The 15,871-nt window shown below is 65.1% G+C and carries 16 protein-coding genes; 6 read left to right on the forward strand and 10 right to left on the reverse strand.

Going from position 1 to position 15,871, the window contains the following annotated elements:
- The first annotated feature begins 72 nt into the window (after positions 1–72).
- Positions 73–1,281: an IS256 family transposase gene (locus Sa4125_RS09045; RefSeq protein WP_223998301.1), complete on the forward strand. Its 1,209-nt coding sequence runs from the start codon at positions 73–75 to the stop codon at positions 1,279–1,281.
- Positions 1,282–1,562: 281 nt separating this feature from the next.
- Positions 1,563–2,024, forward strand: a complete 462-nt coding sequence (locus Sa4125_RS24135) for a hypothetical protein (RefSeq protein ID WP_228748757.1) — start codon at positions 1,563–1,565, stop codon at positions 2,022–2,024.
- A gap of 85 nt (positions 2,025–2,109) precedes the next feature.
- On the opposite strand, the gene Sa4125_RS09055 is transcribed toward Sa4125_RS24135, so the two are convergent.
- The 8 genes from Sa4125_RS09055 to Sa4125_RS09090 form a co-directional block, all read right to left on the reverse strand.
- Positions 2,110–2,631, reverse strand: a complete 522-nt coding sequence (locus Sa4125_RS09055) for a cytochrome b/b6 domain-containing protein (protein ID WP_224006192.1) — start codon at positions 2,629–2,631, stop codon at positions 2,110–2,112.
- 71 nt (positions 2,632–2,702) lie between these two features.
- The gene (locus Sa4125_RS09060; protein WP_224006195.1) at positions 2,703–3,974 is read right to left on the reverse strand and encodes an adenylate/guanylate cyclase domain-containing protein; all 1,272 of its coding nucleotides are present in this window, start codon (positions 3,972–3,974) and stop codon (positions 2,703–2,705) included.
- An 87-nt stretch (positions 3,975–4,061) separates the two neighbouring features.
- Positions 4,062–4,346 (reverse strand): copper-binding protein, encoded by a 285-nt coding sequence (locus Sa4125_RS09065; protein WP_224006198.1) that lies wholly within the window; start codon positions 4,344–4,346, stop codon positions 4,062–4,064.
- A gap of 28 nt (positions 4,347–4,374) precedes the next feature.
- Positions 4,375–4,854, reverse strand: coding sequence for a cupredoxin family protein (locus Sa4125_RS09070; RefSeq protein WP_224006201.1), 480 nt, complete (start codon positions 4,852–4,854; stop codon positions 4,375–4,377).
- A gap of 38 nt (positions 4,855–4,892) precedes the next feature.
- The gene (locus Sa4125_RS09075) at positions 4,893–6,275 is read right to left on the reverse strand and encodes a copper oxidase (RefSeq protein WP_224006204.1); all 1,383 of its coding nucleotides are present in this window, start codon (positions 6,273–6,275) and stop codon (positions 4,893–4,895) included.
- A gap of 17 nt (positions 6,276–6,292) precedes the next feature.
- Positions 6,293–7,741: a TolC family protein gene (locus tag Sa4125_RS09080; RefSeq protein ID WP_224007683.1), complete on the reverse strand. Its 1,449-nt coding sequence runs from the start codon at positions 7,739–7,741 to the stop codon at positions 6,293–6,295.
- Positions 7,741–8,022 (reverse strand): hypothetical protein, encoded by a 282-nt coding sequence (locus Sa4125_RS09085; protein WP_224006208.1) that lies wholly within the window; start codon positions 8,020–8,022, stop codon positions 7,741–7,743. Before Sa4125_RS09085 ends, Sa4125_RS09080 begins: the two co-directional genes overlap by 1 nt.
- Before the next feature lie 189 nt (positions 8,023–8,211).
- Positions 8,212–8,691, reverse strand: a complete 480-nt coding sequence (locus Sa4125_RS09090; protein WP_224006210.1) for a hypothetical protein — start codon at positions 8,689–8,691, stop codon at positions 8,212–8,214.
- Between the two features lie 81 nt (positions 8,692–8,772).
- Between Sa4125_RS09090 and Sa4125_RS09095 the strand changes: the two genes are divergently transcribed.
- From Sa4125_RS09095 to Sa4125_RS09110, 4 genes are all read left to right on the forward strand, one after another.
- Complete coding sequence (locus tag Sa4125_RS09095) at positions 8,773–9,033, forward strand: ribbon-helix-helix protein, CopG family (RefSeq protein WP_224006213.1); 261 nt, start codon at positions 8,773–8,775, stop codon at positions 9,031–9,033.
- Positions 9,034–9,387: 354 nt separating this feature from the next.
- Positions 9,388–11,922 carry a heavy metal translocating P-type ATPase gene (locus Sa4125_RS09100; RefSeq protein WP_224007686.1) on the forward strand — a complete coding sequence of 845 codons (2,535 nt, stop codon included), beginning with the start codon at positions 9,388–9,390 and terminating at the stop codon, positions 11,920–11,922.
- Positions 11,919–12,380, forward strand: a complete 462-nt coding sequence (gene cueR / locus Sa4125_RS09105; RefSeq protein WP_224006218.1) for a Cu(I)-responsive transcriptional regulator — start codon at positions 11,919–11,921, stop codon at positions 12,378–12,380. Before Sa4125_RS09100 ends, cueR begins: the two co-directional genes overlap by 4 nt.
- A 55-nt stretch (positions 12,381–12,435) precedes the next feature.
- Positions 12,436–12,639 carry a heavy-metal-associated domain-containing protein gene (locus Sa4125_RS09110; protein ID WP_224006221.1) on the forward strand — a complete coding sequence of 68 codons (204 nt, stop codon included), beginning with the start codon at positions 12,436–12,438 and terminating at the stop codon, positions 12,637–12,639.
- A 194-nt stretch (positions 12,640–12,833) separates the two neighbouring features.
- Here Sa4125_RS09110 and Sa4125_RS09115 read toward each other — a convergent pair whose 3' ends face one another.
- Positions 12,834–13,298: a DUF305 domain-containing protein gene (locus tag Sa4125_RS09115; RefSeq protein WP_224006224.1), complete on the reverse strand. Its 465-nt coding sequence runs from the start codon at positions 13,296–13,298 to the stop codon at positions 12,834–12,836.
- Between the two features lie 152 nt (positions 13,299–13,450).
- Positions 13,451–15,838: a heavy metal translocating P-type ATPase gene (locus Sa4125_RS09120; RefSeq protein WP_275967465.1), complete on the reverse strand. Its 2,388-nt coding sequence runs from the start codon at positions 15,836–15,838 to the stop codon at positions 13,451–13,453.
- Between the last annotated feature and the right edge of the window lie 33 nt (positions 15,839–15,871).

Here is a 15,871-nt window from a genome sequence, read left to right on the forward strand (position 1 = left end):
TGTGGCTGAGGCGGTCACCGGATAGGGCGGCTAAGGTGGAGTTGCGAGACTTCAACCTGACCGGAGAACCCGATGACCGAGGACAGACTACCGCTTGCCGAGCTTTTTGCGAAAGCCGGGGACGGCGATTTCCTGAGAACGATAGCCGAGAGCGTGATGCAGCTCCTTATGGAGGTCGACGTTGAAGGCATGATCGGCGCCGGGCGCCACGAACGGACGCAGGAACGGGCGACTTATCGCAATGGCTACCGCGACCGCTCGCTCGACACGCGGCTCGGCTCGTTGCAGCTTCGGATACCCAAGCTTCGGCAGGGCAGCTACTTCCCGCCGTTCCTGGAGCCGAGAAAGCTCTCGGAGAAGGCCTTGGTTGCCGTCATTCAGGAAGCTTGGATCAGCGGCGTTTCCACCCGGCGGGTCGACGATCTGGTACAGGCCATGGGGCTGTCGGGGATCGGCAAGAGCACCGTATCGAAGCTGTGCAAAGACATCGACGAACGCGTCGGCGGCTTCCTCGACCGTCCTCTCACTGGCGACTGGCCCTACCTCTGGCTGGATGCGACCTACCTGAAGCAGCGCGAGGGTGGACGCATCGTTTCGGTCGCCGCCATAATCGCCGTGGCCGTGAACACGGACGGCAAGCGCGAGATCGTCGGCCTTCACATCGGCCCCTCGGAAGCGGAGACGTTTTGGTCGAGCTTCCTCAAGAGCCTCGTGCGCCGCGGCCTGTCCGGCGTGAAGCTCGTGATCTCGGATGCTCACGAAGGGCTGAAAGCCGCCATTCGCCGGGTGTTCAGCGCCTCCTGGCAGCGCTGCCGGGTGCATTGGATGCGCAACGCCCTGTCGTATGTCCCGAAGGCGCAGCAGAGCATGGCGGCGGCCGCGCTGCGCCAAGCCTTCGCCCAGCCCGATCGTGCTAGCGCCAGCCAGGCGCTGCGCCACGTCGCCGACCAGCTTCGGGGAAAGTGTCCAAAGCTCGGGGCCTTCATCGACAACAGCGAGACCGACGTGCTGGCGCACATGGATTTTCCCAGTCAGCACCGGACCCGGATCCATTCGACGAATTCCCTGGAGCGCCTGAACAAGGAGGTGAAGCGGCGTGCCGACGTCGTCGGAATCTTCCCGAACGAGGGATCCATCATCCGGCTCATCGGCGCCGTCCTTCTCGAGGCCAACGACGAATGGCAGATCCAGAACCGCTACATGCAGACCGAACCCATGGCCGACCTCATGGCCATGGGCAACACTGCAAAACCCGAACAGATTTCCACCGAAGTCGCCTGAAACGGAGCCGCTTCAGCTACACTCAATTTCCACCACGTTGACGGACACGACCTCCGGTGGCTTCTCGTTCCCTCAAAGCTCGATAGTAGTTCAGCATGGCGGTGAGGGAGCCGCGATGCGCCCAAGCTTTCGCGTAGCGGTCGATCGCTACCGGCACAAACGTGCCTGCGCAGGCGCTGCCCTGAAGCGCACCTCTGAGGATCGCGAAGTCGAACGCCCGGAGCGTTCGCCTCAGGGAGACGCGAAAACTGAAAGAATGCGAAATAGAAGCTGCGAAGCGCATGAACTCGGTACGCGAGGGTCTTCGTGCCCCAGACATCGGGATGCGGCGCGCCAATAATGACGACACGCTCCAGCCCCTGGCGGTGCCTTGCGGCTACCCACCAAGCGACAACGCCGCCCCAACCGTGGCCGACCAAACGAAAACGACCGGCGCCGTAGGCATCGGCCAGCGCTACAACGTCCATGGCGAGAATATCGAGTTGGTATGCCGAGACCTCCTGCGGAGCCTCGCTTTCGTTATAGCCGCGCATGTCCGGAACAACGACATGGTAACCCTGATCCGCCAGCGGAGTGATCTGATGGCGCCAGGCCCACCAAAACTCGGGAAAGCCGTGGAGAAGGATGAGCAAGGGTCCGTTCCGCGGACCAGCCTCGACCACATGGAGCATGATGCCGTTCACCCGTCGCGTCGTGTCAGTCCAGCCGGCTTGTTTCAAGTTGAGTGCGCTCATGCAGGATAAGCTTCCGAAGTTGATCGTAGCCTCAGTGGGTAGCTGGGTTGGTCATGACGGCGAGACTGTTGGTCACACCCGTGGCTCCCTTACCTCAGGGTCCGATCGTGGTCGCTTGCGATCCGGGAAGCATGCGCCCGAAGACGCCGTCTCGCCGGACGAGATGGTAAATCGCACCGAGGACGTGCAGCACCAGGAGGGCCAGGATGGCCTTCCAGATCCAGACGTGGGCAAGTCCGGCTCCGCCCCAGAGGTAGCGGGTTACGAACCCTGTGGCCGCTTGGGCCAGCAGGGCCATGTAGAGGCCGGAATGGACCAGGGCGGCAATTCGGTCCTTCCATTCGACGCGCGGGACTGTCCGTCGACGATGGATGCGCAGTCCGAGGCGCCCCACCATGAGAACGCCGATCAAGATCCCCGCCCAAGTGTGGATGGAGTGCTCGAGAAGGTCGACGGGCTTCGGACGCATCAGGGACGAGTGGGTTCTGGCGATCGCGTCGTACGTCAGCCACTGCACCGTCACGAGCCCAACGACGGCCCAGTGGAGGAGTATCTGCACCAATGAGTAGCGCGGGCGATCGATCTCTGCCGGGATCTCCCAACGGTTCTTCGGCATGCTCCGTCTCCTCAAGTCAGTTTTGATCGCACCGCCGCGCGAAAGCCAAGCCAAGGCCAACCTACGCATCCTCAGTAAAGGACTCCCGACGGCAGGAACGCGACGTCGACGGGCTCGACCCGGCCCGGCACCTCCACCTGCCGGCGCCTGCGCCACGTCTCCCCCAGCGCCGCCGGCGGCAGTCGGTCCAGCACGGCCCCGGAAACGACCAGCCGCGCCGAGAGGACCTTGCACATGGACTGGAGGCGTGCGGCAAGGTTCACCGTGTCGCCGAGGACGGTGTGTTCGCCGTGCGCGCCCCCCGCCACGACGCCGCCGACGACAGGGCCGAAGTGCAGGCCAATGCCGAAGGCCATCGGCTCGGCTCCGGCTTTCACCCTCGACTCGCTCCAGGCTTCGAGCCTGGTCACGAGCTGGCAGGCGCAGTTGAAAGCCCGTTCGGCATCGGCTGACCGGGACTCGTCGAGCCCGAAGACTGCCATGACCCCATCGCCCATGAACTTGTCGATCGTGCCCTCCCAATGGCCGACGGCGTCGACGACGCGATTGCGGTACAGCGCGAGTAGGACCCCAAGGTCCTCGGGCGACATCGTCTCGGCAAGGCCCGTGAAGCCGCGGATGTCGACGAACAAAACCGCTGCCTCGCGCCGCACAAGGCCGATCTGGAACCCGTCGGTCGCGATCCGTTCCGCCGTGCTTGGCGCGAAAAATCGAGCGAGGTTCTCTCTTTCTGACGTACTCGATACGGCCGTCACGACTACGCGGCGGATATCCATTGCAAGCATGACCTGGAACACCGCGACGGCAAGGAAGGCGATGGCCCGTACGCCCGCGTCTCGAAGATCGTCGAGCGGAGGAAGCCCGGCGTTCGGGCCGAACAGCATGGACGCAGCCGCAGCGGCGGCAGTGCCGAGCGAAACGATCGCGGCGAAGGCAGCCACCGTCCCGGCCCGCATCCTGAGGCCTGCGTGCGCCAGGAGAACGAAGGCGATGGCGAGGCTCGGAGTCGAGACGGCTTCGCCGATCCCGACACCCTGCATGAACATGTGCTCGGCCGCGAGGTACACCACCAGCGCGGCATCCACAGCGACGTAGACCCAGTTCATCCAAGGTCGATAGAGGTCCAAGGCGACAAGCCCGATCGCCATGATCGAGGTCGCAGCATAGGACATGAGGAGGAGGAGGTGGACGGGATGGCTGCCCCCGTCCGGTTCGAGCGCCACGGAGAAGGCGAATACCGCGAGGGTGACGAAGCGCCAAAGGGCGGTTCTCAGCTCGCTCTTGTGCTCGACTTCGAACATGATCCTTGCCGGATTGCCGCTCGCCCCATCGATGGCCACCATATGCGTTTCTTCCTGCCGGGCGCGATAACCGCGGCGATGCCTGTGTCGTCGGGGTGGCGGCGGGACTTGCGTCCCGCCGCCAGGTCGTCACTTCATCTCGACGACGGTAATCTTGCCCTTCACGCGCTCGGCGACGAACTCAACCTTCTGGCCGACCTTGGCCTTCTCGACCATGGAGTTGTCGGCAACCGCGAAGACCATCGTCATCGCCGGCATCTCGAGGTTCTTCAACTCGCCGTGCTTGATCGTGATCTTCTTGGCCTTCTCGTCGACCTTAGTGATCTCGCCCTTGGTGTACTCCGCCGCAAGGGCAGGAGCCGCAAGGCCGAGGGCGAGGGCCGCGACGGCGGCAAACATGGATGTCTTCTTCATTGTGTCACTCCTTAATGTGGTTGCGGATTCAGCCCGAGACCTTCACGGGACCGTGCATGCCGGACTCGTAATGGCCGGGAATGAGGCAGGCGAACTCGAACTCGCCCGGGTTGGAGAACGTCCAGACGATCTCGCCGGACTTGCCGGGCGCCAGCCGCAGCGCGTTCGGATCCTCGTGTTCCATCTCCGGGAACTTCTCCATGAGCTTCTTGTGCTCGGCGTTCTTGGCCATCTCGTCCAGGATGAACTCGTGATCCGTCTCGCCCGTGTTCGTGACGACGATCCGGATCGTCTCGCCCTTCTTGGCGACGATCTGCGAGGGCTCGTAGAGCATCCTGCCGTCGTCGGTCTCCTTCATGGAGATCTTGACGGTGCGGCTCGCCTTGGCGGCCTTGCCGGGCTTGCCGACGGCCATCTCGTCATGGCCTCCGGCATGGCTTCCGGTCGCGAAGGCCGGGCCCGCCATCAGCGACAGCCCGACAGCGGCAGTCATCATCATTCTCGACATCGTTCTTCCTCTTGTCAGTCTTCGGGGATGTGACCGGCTCAGTGGCCGGAGTGGTCCGACGCCTTCGCGGGCGTCGCGGACTTCTGCTCGAGCGACCCGGTCTTCACGGGCGCATCGGGAGCCTTGGCGGCCATGGGGAGCTCGCCCGTCCACTCGTAGGCAACGGTGCCCGGGGGATGCTCATACTCGCCGGGATCGGAGTAGTCGCCCTTGGCAAGGTCCTCGCGGACCTTCACCACGGTGAACATGCCGCCCATCTCGAGCGGGCCGAACTGGCCCCACCCCGTCATCATAGGGATGGTGTTGTCGGGGATGGGCATCGACATCTCGCCCATGTCCGCCATGCCCTTCGTGCCCATCGGCATGTAGTCGGGCTGGAGCTGGCGGATCTTCTTGGCGACGCTCGTCTTGTCGACGCCGATGAAGGTCGGGACGTCATGTCCCATGGCGTTCATCGTGTGATGCGACTTGTGGCAGTGGAGCGCCCAATCCCCGGGAACATGCGCGTCAAACTCAAAGGCCCGCATGGCGCCGACTGGAATGTCGATTGTGACCTCGGGCCAGCGCGCCTCCGGACGCACCCAGCCGCCATCGGTGCAAGTCACCGAGAAGTCGTAGCCGTGCATGTGGATTGGGTGGTTAGTCATCGTGAGGTTGCCCACGCGAACCCGGGCGCGCTCGTTCAGCCCGATCGGCAGCGGATCGATGTTCGGGAACACCCGAGTGTTCATCGTCCACATATTGAAGTCGGTCATCTCCATGACACGGGGCACATAAGTGCCAGGATCGATGTCGTAGGCCGAGAGCAGGAAGACGAAGTCCCGGTCGACGGGCATGAAGGTCGGGTCCTTCGGATGCACGACGAAGGAGCCCATCATCCCCATCGCCATCTGAAGCATCTCGTCGGCGTGCGGGTGGTACATGAACGTCCCGCTCTTCTGCATGACGAACTCGTAGACGAAGGTCTTGCCCGACTTGATATGAGGCTGGGTCAGGCCACCGACGCCGTCCATGCCGCAGGGCAGAAGCATGCCATGCCAATGGATCGTCGTGTGCTCGGGCAGCCTGTTCGTGACGAAGATGCGAACCTTGTCGCCCTCGACGCACTCGATCGTGGGCCCCGGGGACTGACCGTTGTAGCCCCAGAGGTAGGCCGTCATTCCTTCGCCCATCTCGCGCTCGACGGGCTCCGCGATCAGGTGGAACTCCTTCCAGCCGTTGTTCATGCGGAACGGCAGGGTCCAGCCGTTGGGCGTGACGACGGGGTTGTAGTCCGGGCCCGCCGACGGAGCGAGCGGCGGCTGCGTGGATGCGTCCTCCATGATCGGGGCGTCCGGCAACGACATGGCGGACGTCTTGGACCAGGCGGCGACGCCCGCGAGGGCAGCGCCGGCACCGACGAATGCTCTTCTCGAAACCATTTTCCCGTTCCTCTCGATCACTCGTCGCCGCCGGCATCGGCGACCATGGCGCCAGACCCGGAAGGGGTTTCTCCGCCGCCATAGATGGCCGATGTCAGGCCCGCCTCGGCGAGCCAGAACGCGCGCTTGGCGTTCAGCGACTGCGTGGTTGAATTGATCCGCTCCCGTGTATCGGTCAGCAGGTCGAAGGTGTTGGTGATCATGCCGTTATAGGTGAGGAGACCTTCATCCTCGATGAGCTTGCGCAGCGGCAGCACGCTGGAACGGTAGTGCCGCGCGATGTCGTAGCTGGAGCGATAGGCCTGGTATGCCGACCGGGCTTCGCTCCTGACATTGACCGCCTTCTCAGCCAAGAGATTGGCGGCGCGCATGTAGCCGAATTCGGCCTTGCGCAACCGCGCCTGGCCGGAGTCGAAGATGGGGATCTCGAAGGCGAGTTCCACAATCCCGGACGTGACGTCCTTCTTCGATGTGGATCCATCTTCGTTCTCGGTGATCTCCTGCTCGACCTCGAGACCGGCGCCGAGTTCCAGATCGGAGACGTAGCGGGTTGCCTTGGTCAGCCCGTACGACGTTGCCAGTGCCTCCAACTCGATCTTCGCCAGCCGGAGATCGACGCGGTTGCGCAAGGCCTCCGCCTCGATGTCGTTGCGGGTTCGCACGTTTCTCGGAAGGTTCGGAAGCGTGTTCGGGACCTCGAAGTCGAGTTCCTGGCCATAGACCCCCATGACGCGCACGAGCCGCTCCTTGGCGAGCCGCGCCGCAAGACGCGCCTCGGCGGTGCGCCCGGTGAGTTCTGCATAGAGGACCTGCTCGCGAGCTTGGTCGGCCTTCGTCATCGCGCCGGTGCCACCGAGCTTAGAGGCTAGTTCCGCCGCCGCGTCGGCCGAGGCCTTGGCCCGGTTGAGGTACGCGACCTGTTCCCAGGCCGAGGCCGCCTCGATCCACGCGGTCCGCGCTTCCGCCGCGACCGCCAGCGTCTTCTCGACCGATCCGAGCTGCGCTTCCGCGACCTTGGCAGCCGCAGCGTCGAGACGCCGCTCGCGGGTGATGAGCGAGACGATGTTCGCGGAAATGACGCCCTCGATCGTTCGGGCGACACCGAGCCTACTTGCGGTGATGCCGATGCGCGGATTGACGCCCAGCCCCTCCTGCCAGAGATCGGAGGTGGCAATCCCAACCTCGGCATAGGCAGCCTGGAGGCCGCGATTGTTGAGCAGAGCCACCTGGACCGCAGTGTCGGCGCTGATCGTTTTGTTCTGGACCAGCGACCGGACGCGGCTTCTCACATGGCCCGACGCATTCCGGTCCTGGATCCAGACGGTTTCCTTGCCGAGCTTCGCGGTTGTTTCCTGCGATACCCGGTCGAATCCGAACTGTGGCTCGAAGCCGCCGTCTGCGGAGACACAGCCAGAAACCAACAGGGGAAGCGTGACGACCGCCACTCTCTTCAGGAGGAGCGCGATCACTTGGTCCGCTCCGTATCGGAGCCGGGTTTCTCGGGCGAGGCTTCCGGCGTCGGAGAGGCGAGCGGCGCCACCTCGACGCCCGTTCCCCGCCACCCGTTCGGGGAAACGGGATTCCGCGGCGTGTAGGCGCCGATGACGTTGCTGTAGCCGGCCTCAGCCGTGCGTACACCGGGATCGGCGGCCGAGGTGTAGGCAGCCAGATCGGTCAAGCCGATAGGCTGGCCCGCGCAGCCGGCCAGAAGCAAGCCGGGCAAGCCGACCGCGAAGATGCGATGCATGTGGGATGGACCTGACGACGGACAGGCTACGCCCGGCTTCTTGCCGGGGCCGGAGCCCTGTCATGGGACAACGACGCGGAGCCCGGACGCGTCCTGCGACGCACGGGGGTTCCGGTGATCGGATGCGGTCACACGTCCATAGGGGACGCAGGGCGCATGCGGCTACGCCATCGGCGTAGCCGTGTCAGGTCAGGTTCTGGGAGGTCTTTGGTCGGCGGGAACGGGGACGCCATCGAGGCGCGTTTCGGTCACGATCAGTTCCGCGGGCATGCTGGCGCGGACGGAATTGGACGCGTTGCCGTTGATGCCGAACACAGACGGGCAATGCGTCGAGCAGTTGCCGTCGGACTTGCCCGTCGGATGATCGGCGTCGCCGTCGTCGGACTGGGATGCGTGCTGGTGAGCCTTCGCCGAGCCGTGATCATCGCTGCTCGACGCGGCATCCTGCATGGCGCTGACGGAGATCGCAGCCGGGACGCCCGCATGAACGACCTGCGAATACACCAACGCAAAGCACATCAAGGCCGCAAGGAGCAGCCCCTTCAGTGTCGCCGTGAGGGTGGTTTCGCAAATCATGTCGGCCGCGAACTTATCCGAAGTCGTGCTCGGCGTCCATACGCGATGGCTGCCGGACCCGGCAGAGTCCGTTCGACGAGTGGCCGTGGTCACAGGCTGGCCTCCGCACTTCTGGAAGGCGTCTTGCGACAGAACTCAGTCTTTGCTGTACGGCGTATTACAATGGAGGCTTTCATGAGCAAGATCGAGTTGTCCGACCCAATCGCAATCCGTCTCCCCGTAGACGTCCTGTCGGATATTGAGGCTATCGCGGAGACAACAGAACGGACGCGTAGCTGGGTCATGGTTCGTGCCATGCGCCAATACCTTCTGCGCGAGGGCGCTGAAATCCTTGCAGTCAGAAGAGGCCGGGATCAAATCGCGAACGGAGAGTCAGAGGATTTTGATGACGTTGTCCGCGATCTGGAAGCGATTGTTGCAGGCCGTGCAGCTTGAAGCGTGCTCGTCCTTCAAGGAAGCAAGTGACCTCCTGCGCCATCAGACGCGTGAGTTGTGCAAGCTGAGCACCACTGCGGCTGACCGCTTGTCGGGCTAAACTAAAATCAGCCCGTTCAAGCCTGACTATGCTTCCTGAATTGGGAGCAGCCGAACAGGACTCGGCTGTACCAGGATCACGCAAGCTGGTGGTCGTTGGTACCTAAGCCGCACCGATCGACGCGACGCCGAAGCGATGCTTCCGAAATCGCTCCTGCCCCCGTTGACCTTCCCATGGTGGGAAGCCCCACCTTCGTCGAAACGGCCAACGGAGCCACTTCGATGAACCAGATCGCCTCGCTGGCGGGCACAGAAATGTCGCCTGCCGTTTCCATCTCCTTCCCCGTCGAGGGCATGACCTGCGCATCCTGCGTCCGACGTGTTGAGCAGGCGATCGCCGCCGTCCCGGGCGTCGTGTCCGCCAACGTCAATCTCGCCACTGAACGGGCCGACGTTTCGCTCGATGTCCAGGCCGGGGATGCGGGCTCCGTCGTGGCCGCCATCCGGTCCGCGGGCTACGAGGTCCGCTCCGACATGTTCGAGATCGAGGTTCGGGGCATGACCTGCGCTTCGTGCGTCCGGCGTGTCGAGCAGGCGATCGTCGCCGTAGCCGGCGTCTCGAGCGCCAGCGTGAACCTCGCGACCGAACGGGCGAGCGTTACGGCTGTCGCAGGGACCGACCTTTCCTCGATCGAAGCGGCAGTGCGCAAGGCTGGCTACGAGCCCGCGAGGGTTGGAGCCGCAGAGGACGCCGGCGACATCCGCGCGAAGGAGAAGGAGCGGGAATACGCCCGTCTGAAGCGAGACCTCGCGATCGCGGCGATCCTGACGCTCCCGGTCTTCGCGGTCGAGATGGGGTCACACCTCGTGCCGGCGATCCACATGTTCGTCATGGACACGATCGGCGAATGGCAGAGCCGAGTCCTCCAGTTCGTCCTGGTGACGGCCGTCCTGTTCGGCCCCGGGCTCCGCTTCTTCCGGAAGGGCGTTCCAGCGCTCCTGCGCCTGGCTCCCGACATGAACTCCCTGGTCGTCGTCGGCACCAGCGCCGCCTACGCCTACTCCGTCGTCGCGACCTTCTGGCCGGCGGTCCTGCCAGCCGGAACGGCGAACGTTTACTACGAGGCGGCCAGCGTGATCGTGACGTTGATCCTGCTTGGACGGCTTCTGGAGGCGCGGGCGAAGGGGCGCACGAGCGAGGCGATCAAGCGCCTCGTCGGTCTCCAGCCGAAGACCGCGCGGGTCGAGCGCGAGGGACAAACGGTCGATATCGATCTCGGCGCCGTCATCGTCGGCGACCGGGTCGAGGTTCGTCCAGGGGAAAGGATTCCCGTGGACGGGACAGTCCTGTCGGGAGCCTCGTTCGTCGACGAGTCCATGATCACGGGCGAGCCCGTCCCCGTCGAGAAGGCGGACGGCGCCTTCGTCACCGGCGGCACGATCAACGGCAACGGCAGCTTCACGTACCGGGCCGAGAAGGTCGGTGCCGACACGATGCTGGCGCAGATCATCAAGCTCGTGGAAACCGCCCAAGGCGGCAAGCTGCCTATCCAGGCGGCCGTCGACCGCGTGACCCAATGGTTCGTGCCGGCGGTCATGGCTGCGGCCGCGGCGACCTTCCTTGTCTGGCTGTTCTTCGGTCCGGATCCCGCCTTGGCCTTCGCCCTCGTCAACGCGGTGGCCGTGCTCATCATCGCCTGCCCCTGCGCCATGGGCCTCGCCACGCCGACGTCGATCATGGTCGGGACGGGACGCGCGGCCGAGATCGGCGTCCTGTTCCGGAAGGGGGAGGCCCTCCAGACGCTGCGGGACGCGGACGTCGTCGCGCTCGACAAGACAGGGACGCTGACGGAGGGACGGCCGGAACTGACGGACCTCGTCGTTGCGGAAGGCTTCGACCGCGCCGAGGTGCTGGCCCTGGTGGCCGCCGTCGAGTCGCGCTCCGAGCATCCGATCGCCGCCGCCATCGTCGCCGCCGCCGATCGCGAGGACCTCGAGCGACTGGTGCCGAAAGGCTTCGAGGCTGTTCCTGGCTACGGCGCGCAGGCCTCCGTCGCGGGACGGGCGGTCGCCGTCGGCGCGGACCGCTTCATGGCGCGGCTCGGGCTCGACATCGTCGCCTTCGCCTCGGATGCGGAACGTCTCGGACGGGAGGGCAAGTCGCCTCTCTACGCTGCCGTCGACGGTCGGCTCGCCGCCATGGTCGCCGTCGCCGATCCAGTGAAGCCGAGTTCGGCGGCCGCCGTGCGTGCGCTCCACAAGATGGGTCTGCGGGTCGCGATGATCACGGGAGACAACAAGCGTACCGCCGACGCCATCGCGGCGCAGCTCGGGATCGACGAGGTCGTCGCCGAGGTGCTGCCAGAGGGCAAGGTCGACGCAGTGAAGCGGCTGCGGGAGGGTGGCCGCAACGTCGCCTTCGTCGGCGACGGCATCAACGACGCGCCCGCGCTGGCCGAGGCGGACACCGGGCTTGCCGTCGGCACCGGGACCGACGTCGCCATCGAGAGCGCGGACGTCGTCCTGATGTCCGGCAACCTGATGGGCGTCGTGAACGCGATCGCGATCTCGAAGTCGACCATCGCCAACATCCGGCAGAACCTCTTCTGGGCGTTTGGCTACAACGTCGTCCTGATCCCGGTCGCCGCTGGGGCGCTCTACCCGTTCACCGGGATCCTCCTGTCCCCGGTCCTCGCCGCGGGCGCCATGGCGCTCTCGAGCGTCTTCGTGCTCGGGAACGCGCTGCGTCTGCGGCTGTTCGAGCCACCGTTCGCGGAAGGGGCGCCGAATGGGACGGGTCACAGGACCGGAGCCCGGGCGGCTCTCACCGGGGTGGAGACACGGACATGAACATCGGCGAAGCGGCGAAGGCGTCGGGCGTGAGCGCCAAGATGATCCGCTACTACGAGACCATCGGCCTCATCGCTGCGGCGGAGCGGGCGGTCTCGGGTTACCGCGTGTACTCGGCCGCCGACGTGTCGACGCTTCGGTTCATCCGAAGGGCGCGGGACCTCAACTTCTCGGTCGAACAGATCAAGGACCTTCTCGGCCTGTGGGGGGACAGGAACCGCGCAAGCGCCGACGTGAAGCGGTTGGCGCTCCGGCATGTCGAGGAGCTAGAGGCGCGCATGCGCCAGCTCCAGGAGATGGCGACCACGCTTCGCGATCTCGCGGAGCACTGCCATGGGGACGACCGGCCCGATTGCCCCATCATACGCGATCTGGCGTCCGCGGCCGATCCGCACCCGTCCGGGGCCGCGCGGAAGGCGGGAGGATTCGACGCAATCAGCGCCCGTCGCACCCCTTGACCTTCCAACGCTGGGAAGCCCCACCTTCCGGTCATCGAAACGAAAGGAGCCGAACATGCTGAAGCTGAAAGTCGAGAAGATGAACTGCGGCCACTGTGCCTCGACGGTGCAGAAGGCCGTGAAAGCTGTCGATCCTGTTGCCACGGTCAACATCGACCTGCCGTCCGGCACGGTATCCGTCGACAGCGCCGCCAGTGAGGACAGCATCGCGGATGCGATCAGGTCCGCCGGGTATCCCAACGAGAAGATAGCGGCCTGATTGCATGCCTGGCTCGCCCCCTTTCCGGGAATCGAGCCGGGTGTGTCGATGCCCGCCGGGACGAACCCCGTTTCGATGGAGCTGAGTCATCATCAGCGGTACCAAGGAGGTATGCTGTCGGCGGGCTGCATGGAAGCAAGCGAGAAGGGCAAGCCCCGAGGCCTGCCCTTCTGCAATTTCTGACAGAGTGGAGGCTACTTCGCGTTCTTCTCCACCCACGCGGTCATGTCGGCAATCTCCTTTTCCTGCGCGGCGATGATCGTCTCCGCCAGCTTCTTGGACGCCTCGTCCTTGCCCATCTCGATCTCGACTTTGGACATGGCGATCGCGCCCATGTGGTGGACGATCATCCCGCAGTTGAAGGCAAGGTCCGGGTCCTTGATCATCATGGCCTTCATCATGGGTGCATGCATGCCCATCATCGCCTGCATGTTGGCCTTCGGTGCGCCTTCCATCATGCCACCGCCGGACATCATGCCCGACATCCCGTCCATGCCGCCCATCATCTTGGACATGTCCATCGAGCCCGCTGCGGCCTCGCAGGCTGCGGGCAGGGCGATCTTCTCCACTGGCATCGCGGGCGTGGCCGCGTCCTGTGCGAGAGCTGAGCCGAAGGGCAGGATCGCCAGTGCGGCAACGACGCTCAAAAACTTGTTCATGGGTATTCTCCTTGTTGCCCGGCCACTGGGACCGGTCTCCGGCGTTGGTTCGGAGGCTCTCATGAGTGCTCCGATGGCTTGCCGAATTTCTTGGGTACGACGCGCCGCTCCGGGAAAGGCTCCTCGGTCGGCTCGGGTACCCGCGGGATTAGTCAGATCTTGGCGAACCGGAGCCGAAGGGCGTTGACGATGACGCTGAAGGAGGAGAGCGCCATTGCCGCCGCGGCGATGATGGGCGACAGGAGAAGCCCGGTCAGCGGGAAGAGGACCCCGGCTGCCACCGGGACGCCCGCCGCGTTGTAGGCGAAGGCGAAGAAGAGGTTCTGCCGGATGTTGCTCATCGTCGCCTGACTGAGCTTGCGCGCATGGACGATGCCCATGAGGTCGCCGCGCAAAAGGGTGACGCCGGCACTTTCCATTGCCACGTCCGTCCCGGTGCCCATGGCGATCCCGACGTCCGCGGCCGCCAGCGCGGGCGCATCGTTGACGCCGTCTCCTGCCATCGCGACGACCTTTCCCTCGGCACGCAGCTTGGCGACGATGTCGCCCTTGTCCTTGGGCAGCACGTCCGCCTCGACCTCGTCGATCCCGAGCGTTCGTGCCACGGCCTCCGCCGTCGTGCGGTTGTCGCCAGTCAGCATGACGATCCGGATCCCGGCTTCATGCAGCGCCGTGATGGCCGCCTTCGTCGTTGCCTTCACGGGGTCGGCGATGGCGAGGACACCAGCCGGCTTGCCATCGACCGCGGCGAGGATCGCGGTTGCTCCATCGCCGCGCAGCCGATCGGCCTGCTCTTCGATTGCGGAGACGTCGACCCCGAGTTCTTGGAGGAACCGGGCATTGCCCAGCGTGATCTTGCGACCGTCCACGACACCTACGACGCCCTTGCCCGTCGGGCTGTCGAAGTCATCGACGGCGGAGAGGGGAATGTTTCGCTCTTTTGCGGCGGCAACGATTGCGGCCGCAAGCGGATGCTCGCTGGACTGTTCAAGGCTTGCCGCGAGGTGAAGGAGATTGCTCTCGGTAAAACCTTCCGCAGGCTGGATGACGGTCACCTTGGGCCGTCCCTCGGTGAGTGTCCCGGTCTTGTCGACGACGAGGACGTCGACCTTCTCCATCCGCTCGAGTGCCTCGGCGTTCTTGATGAGGACGCCGAGTTCGGCGCCTCGCCCAATCCCGACCATGATCGACATCGGCGTCGCGAGCCCGAGGGCGCATGGGCATGCGATGATGAGGACGCTGACCGCGGCGATGAGGCCGTAGGCCATGGACGGCTCGGGTCCCCAGACTGCCCATGCGCCGAAGGCAGCGAGGGCGATCAGGATGACGGCGGGTACGAACCAGCCCGAGACGATGTCTGTAAGTCGCTGGATCGGCGCCCGGGACCGCTGCGCCTTCGCGACCATCTGGACGATCTGCGCCAGCATGGTATCCGCGCCGACCTTCTCGGCGCGCATGACGAAGCTGCCCTGGCCGTTCAGCGTGCCGCCGATGACCTTGCCGCCGGTCGTCTTGGCGACGGCCAGTGGCTCACCCGTGACCATGGACTCGTCGACGTTCGAGCGCCCCTCGAGAACCTCCCCGTCGAGGGGCACCCGGTCACCGGGTCGGATCCTCAGGCGGTCGCCGACGGCGATCTGGTCGAGTTCGACTTCCTCCTCGCTTCCGTCCTTGCCGATCCTGCGTGCCGTGGCTGGCGCGAGGTCGAGGAGGGCCTTGATGGCGCCGGAAGTCTTCTCCCGGGCACGAAGTTCGAGCACCTGCCCGAGGAGGACGAGGACCGTGATGACGGCTGCCGCCTCGAAGTAGACGGCAACGGTCCCGCCATGGCCTCGGAACGTGTCAGGGAAGATGCCGGGTGCCACCGTTCCCACGATGCTGTAGAGCCACGCCACTCCGGTGCCCATCGCGATCAGCGTGAACATGTTGAGGGAGCGGGCTACGACCGAGTTCCATCCCCGGACGAAGAACGGCCACCCCGCCCATAGGACCACGGGTGTCGCCAGAAGGAGCTGGATCCAGTTCGACGTCGCAGGGGCCACGAAGCGATCGAGACCGAGGAAATGCCCGCCCATCTCGAGGATGACGACGGGAACGGACAGGGCGAGCCCGACCCAGAACCGCCGCGTCATGTCGTGAAGCTCTTCGCTCGGGCCCTCCTTGCCGGTGACGGTCTCCGGCTCGAGGCTCATCCCGCAGATCGGGCAGTTTCCGGGTCCGACCTGACGGATCTGCGGATGCATCGGGCAGGTGTAGATCGCGTCCGGCTGCACGGCCACCTTCGGCCTCTCGCGGGTGTGGATGAACCGATCCGGCTCGGCCTGAAACTTCGTCTGGCATCCTTCCGAGCAGAAGAAGTAGGTCTCCCCGAGATGGCGCGTTCGATGCTGTGCCGTCGCTGGGTCGACGGTCATGCCACAGACGGGGTCGGTGGTTGCGGTGGTGGAAGCGTGCGAGCGGCCGTCGAGGCCACGGCCCTTCGCGCCTGACGGACCGTGGCCTGAGTGATCGTGCGAAGGAGTTTGGGCTGTCGTCGACATGTCGGTCTCCTAGAGGTCCAGGACCACGGCTTC

The organism is Aureimonas sp. SA4125 (assembly GCF_019973775.1).
Lineage (GTDB): Bacteria > Pseudomonadota > Alphaproteobacteria > Rhizobiales > Rhizobiaceae > Plantimonas.

Excerpts from the sequence above, each read along its gene's own strand:
- Sa4125_RS09100 (WP_224007686.1), top strand. The coding sequence starts at position 9,388 with ATGTCGCCTGCCGTTTCCATCTCCTTCCCCGTCGAGGGCATGACCTGC.
- Sa4125_RS09120 (WP_275967465.1), bottom strand. The coding sequence starts at position 15,838 with ATGTCGACGACAGCCCAAACTCCTTCGCACGATCACTCAGGCCACGGT.
- Sa4125_RS09070 (WP_224006201.1), bottom strand. The coding sequence starts at position 4,854 with ATGTCGAGAATGATGATGACTGCCGCTGTCGGGCTGTCGCTGATGGCG.
- Sa4125_RS09075 (WP_224006204.1), bottom strand. The coding sequence starts at position 6,275 with ATGGTTTCGAGAAGAGCATTCGTCGGTGCCGGCGCTGCCCTCGCGGGC.
- cueR (WP_224006218.1), top strand. The coding sequence starts at position 11,919 with ATGAACATCGGCGAAGCGGCGAAGGCGTCGGGCGTGAGCGCCAAGATG.
- Sa4125_RS09060 (WP_224006195.1), bottom strand. The coding sequence starts at position 3,974 with ATGGTGGCCATCGATGGGGCGAGCGGCAATCCGGCAAGGATCATGTTC.
- Sa4125_RS09085 (WP_224006208.1), bottom strand. The coding sequence starts at position 8,022 with ATGCATCGCATCTTCGCGGTCGGCTTGCCCGGCTTGCTTCTGGCCGGC.
- Sa4125_RS09045 (WP_223998301.1), top strand. The coding sequence starts at position 73 with ATGACCGAGGACAGACTACCGCTTGCCGAGCTTTTTGCGAAAGCCGGG.
- Sa4125_RS24135 (WP_228748757.1), top strand. The coding sequence starts at position 1,563 with ATGAACTCGGTACGCGAGGGTCTTCGTGCCCCAGACATCGGGATGCGG.
- Sa4125_RS09055 (WP_224006192.1), bottom strand. The coding sequence starts at position 2,631 with ATGCCGAAGAACCGTTGGGAGATCCCGGCAGAGATCGATCGCCCGCGC.
- Sa4125_RS09110 (WP_224006221.1), top strand. The coding sequence starts at position 12,436 with ATGCTGAAGCTGAAAGTCGAGAAGATGAACTGCGGCCACTGTGCCTCG.
- Sa4125_RS09065 (WP_224006198.1), bottom strand. The coding sequence starts at position 4,346 with ATGAAGAAGACATCCATGTTTGCCGCCGTCGCGGCCCTCGCCCTCGGC.
- Sa4125_RS09115 (WP_224006224.1), bottom strand. The coding sequence starts at position 13,298 with ATGAACAAGTTTTTGAGCGTCGTTGCCGCACTGGCGATCCTGCCCTTC.
- Sa4125_RS09095 (WP_224006213.1), top strand. The coding sequence starts at position 8,773 with ATGAGCAAGATCGAGTTGTCCGACCCAATCGCAATCCGTCTCCCCGTA.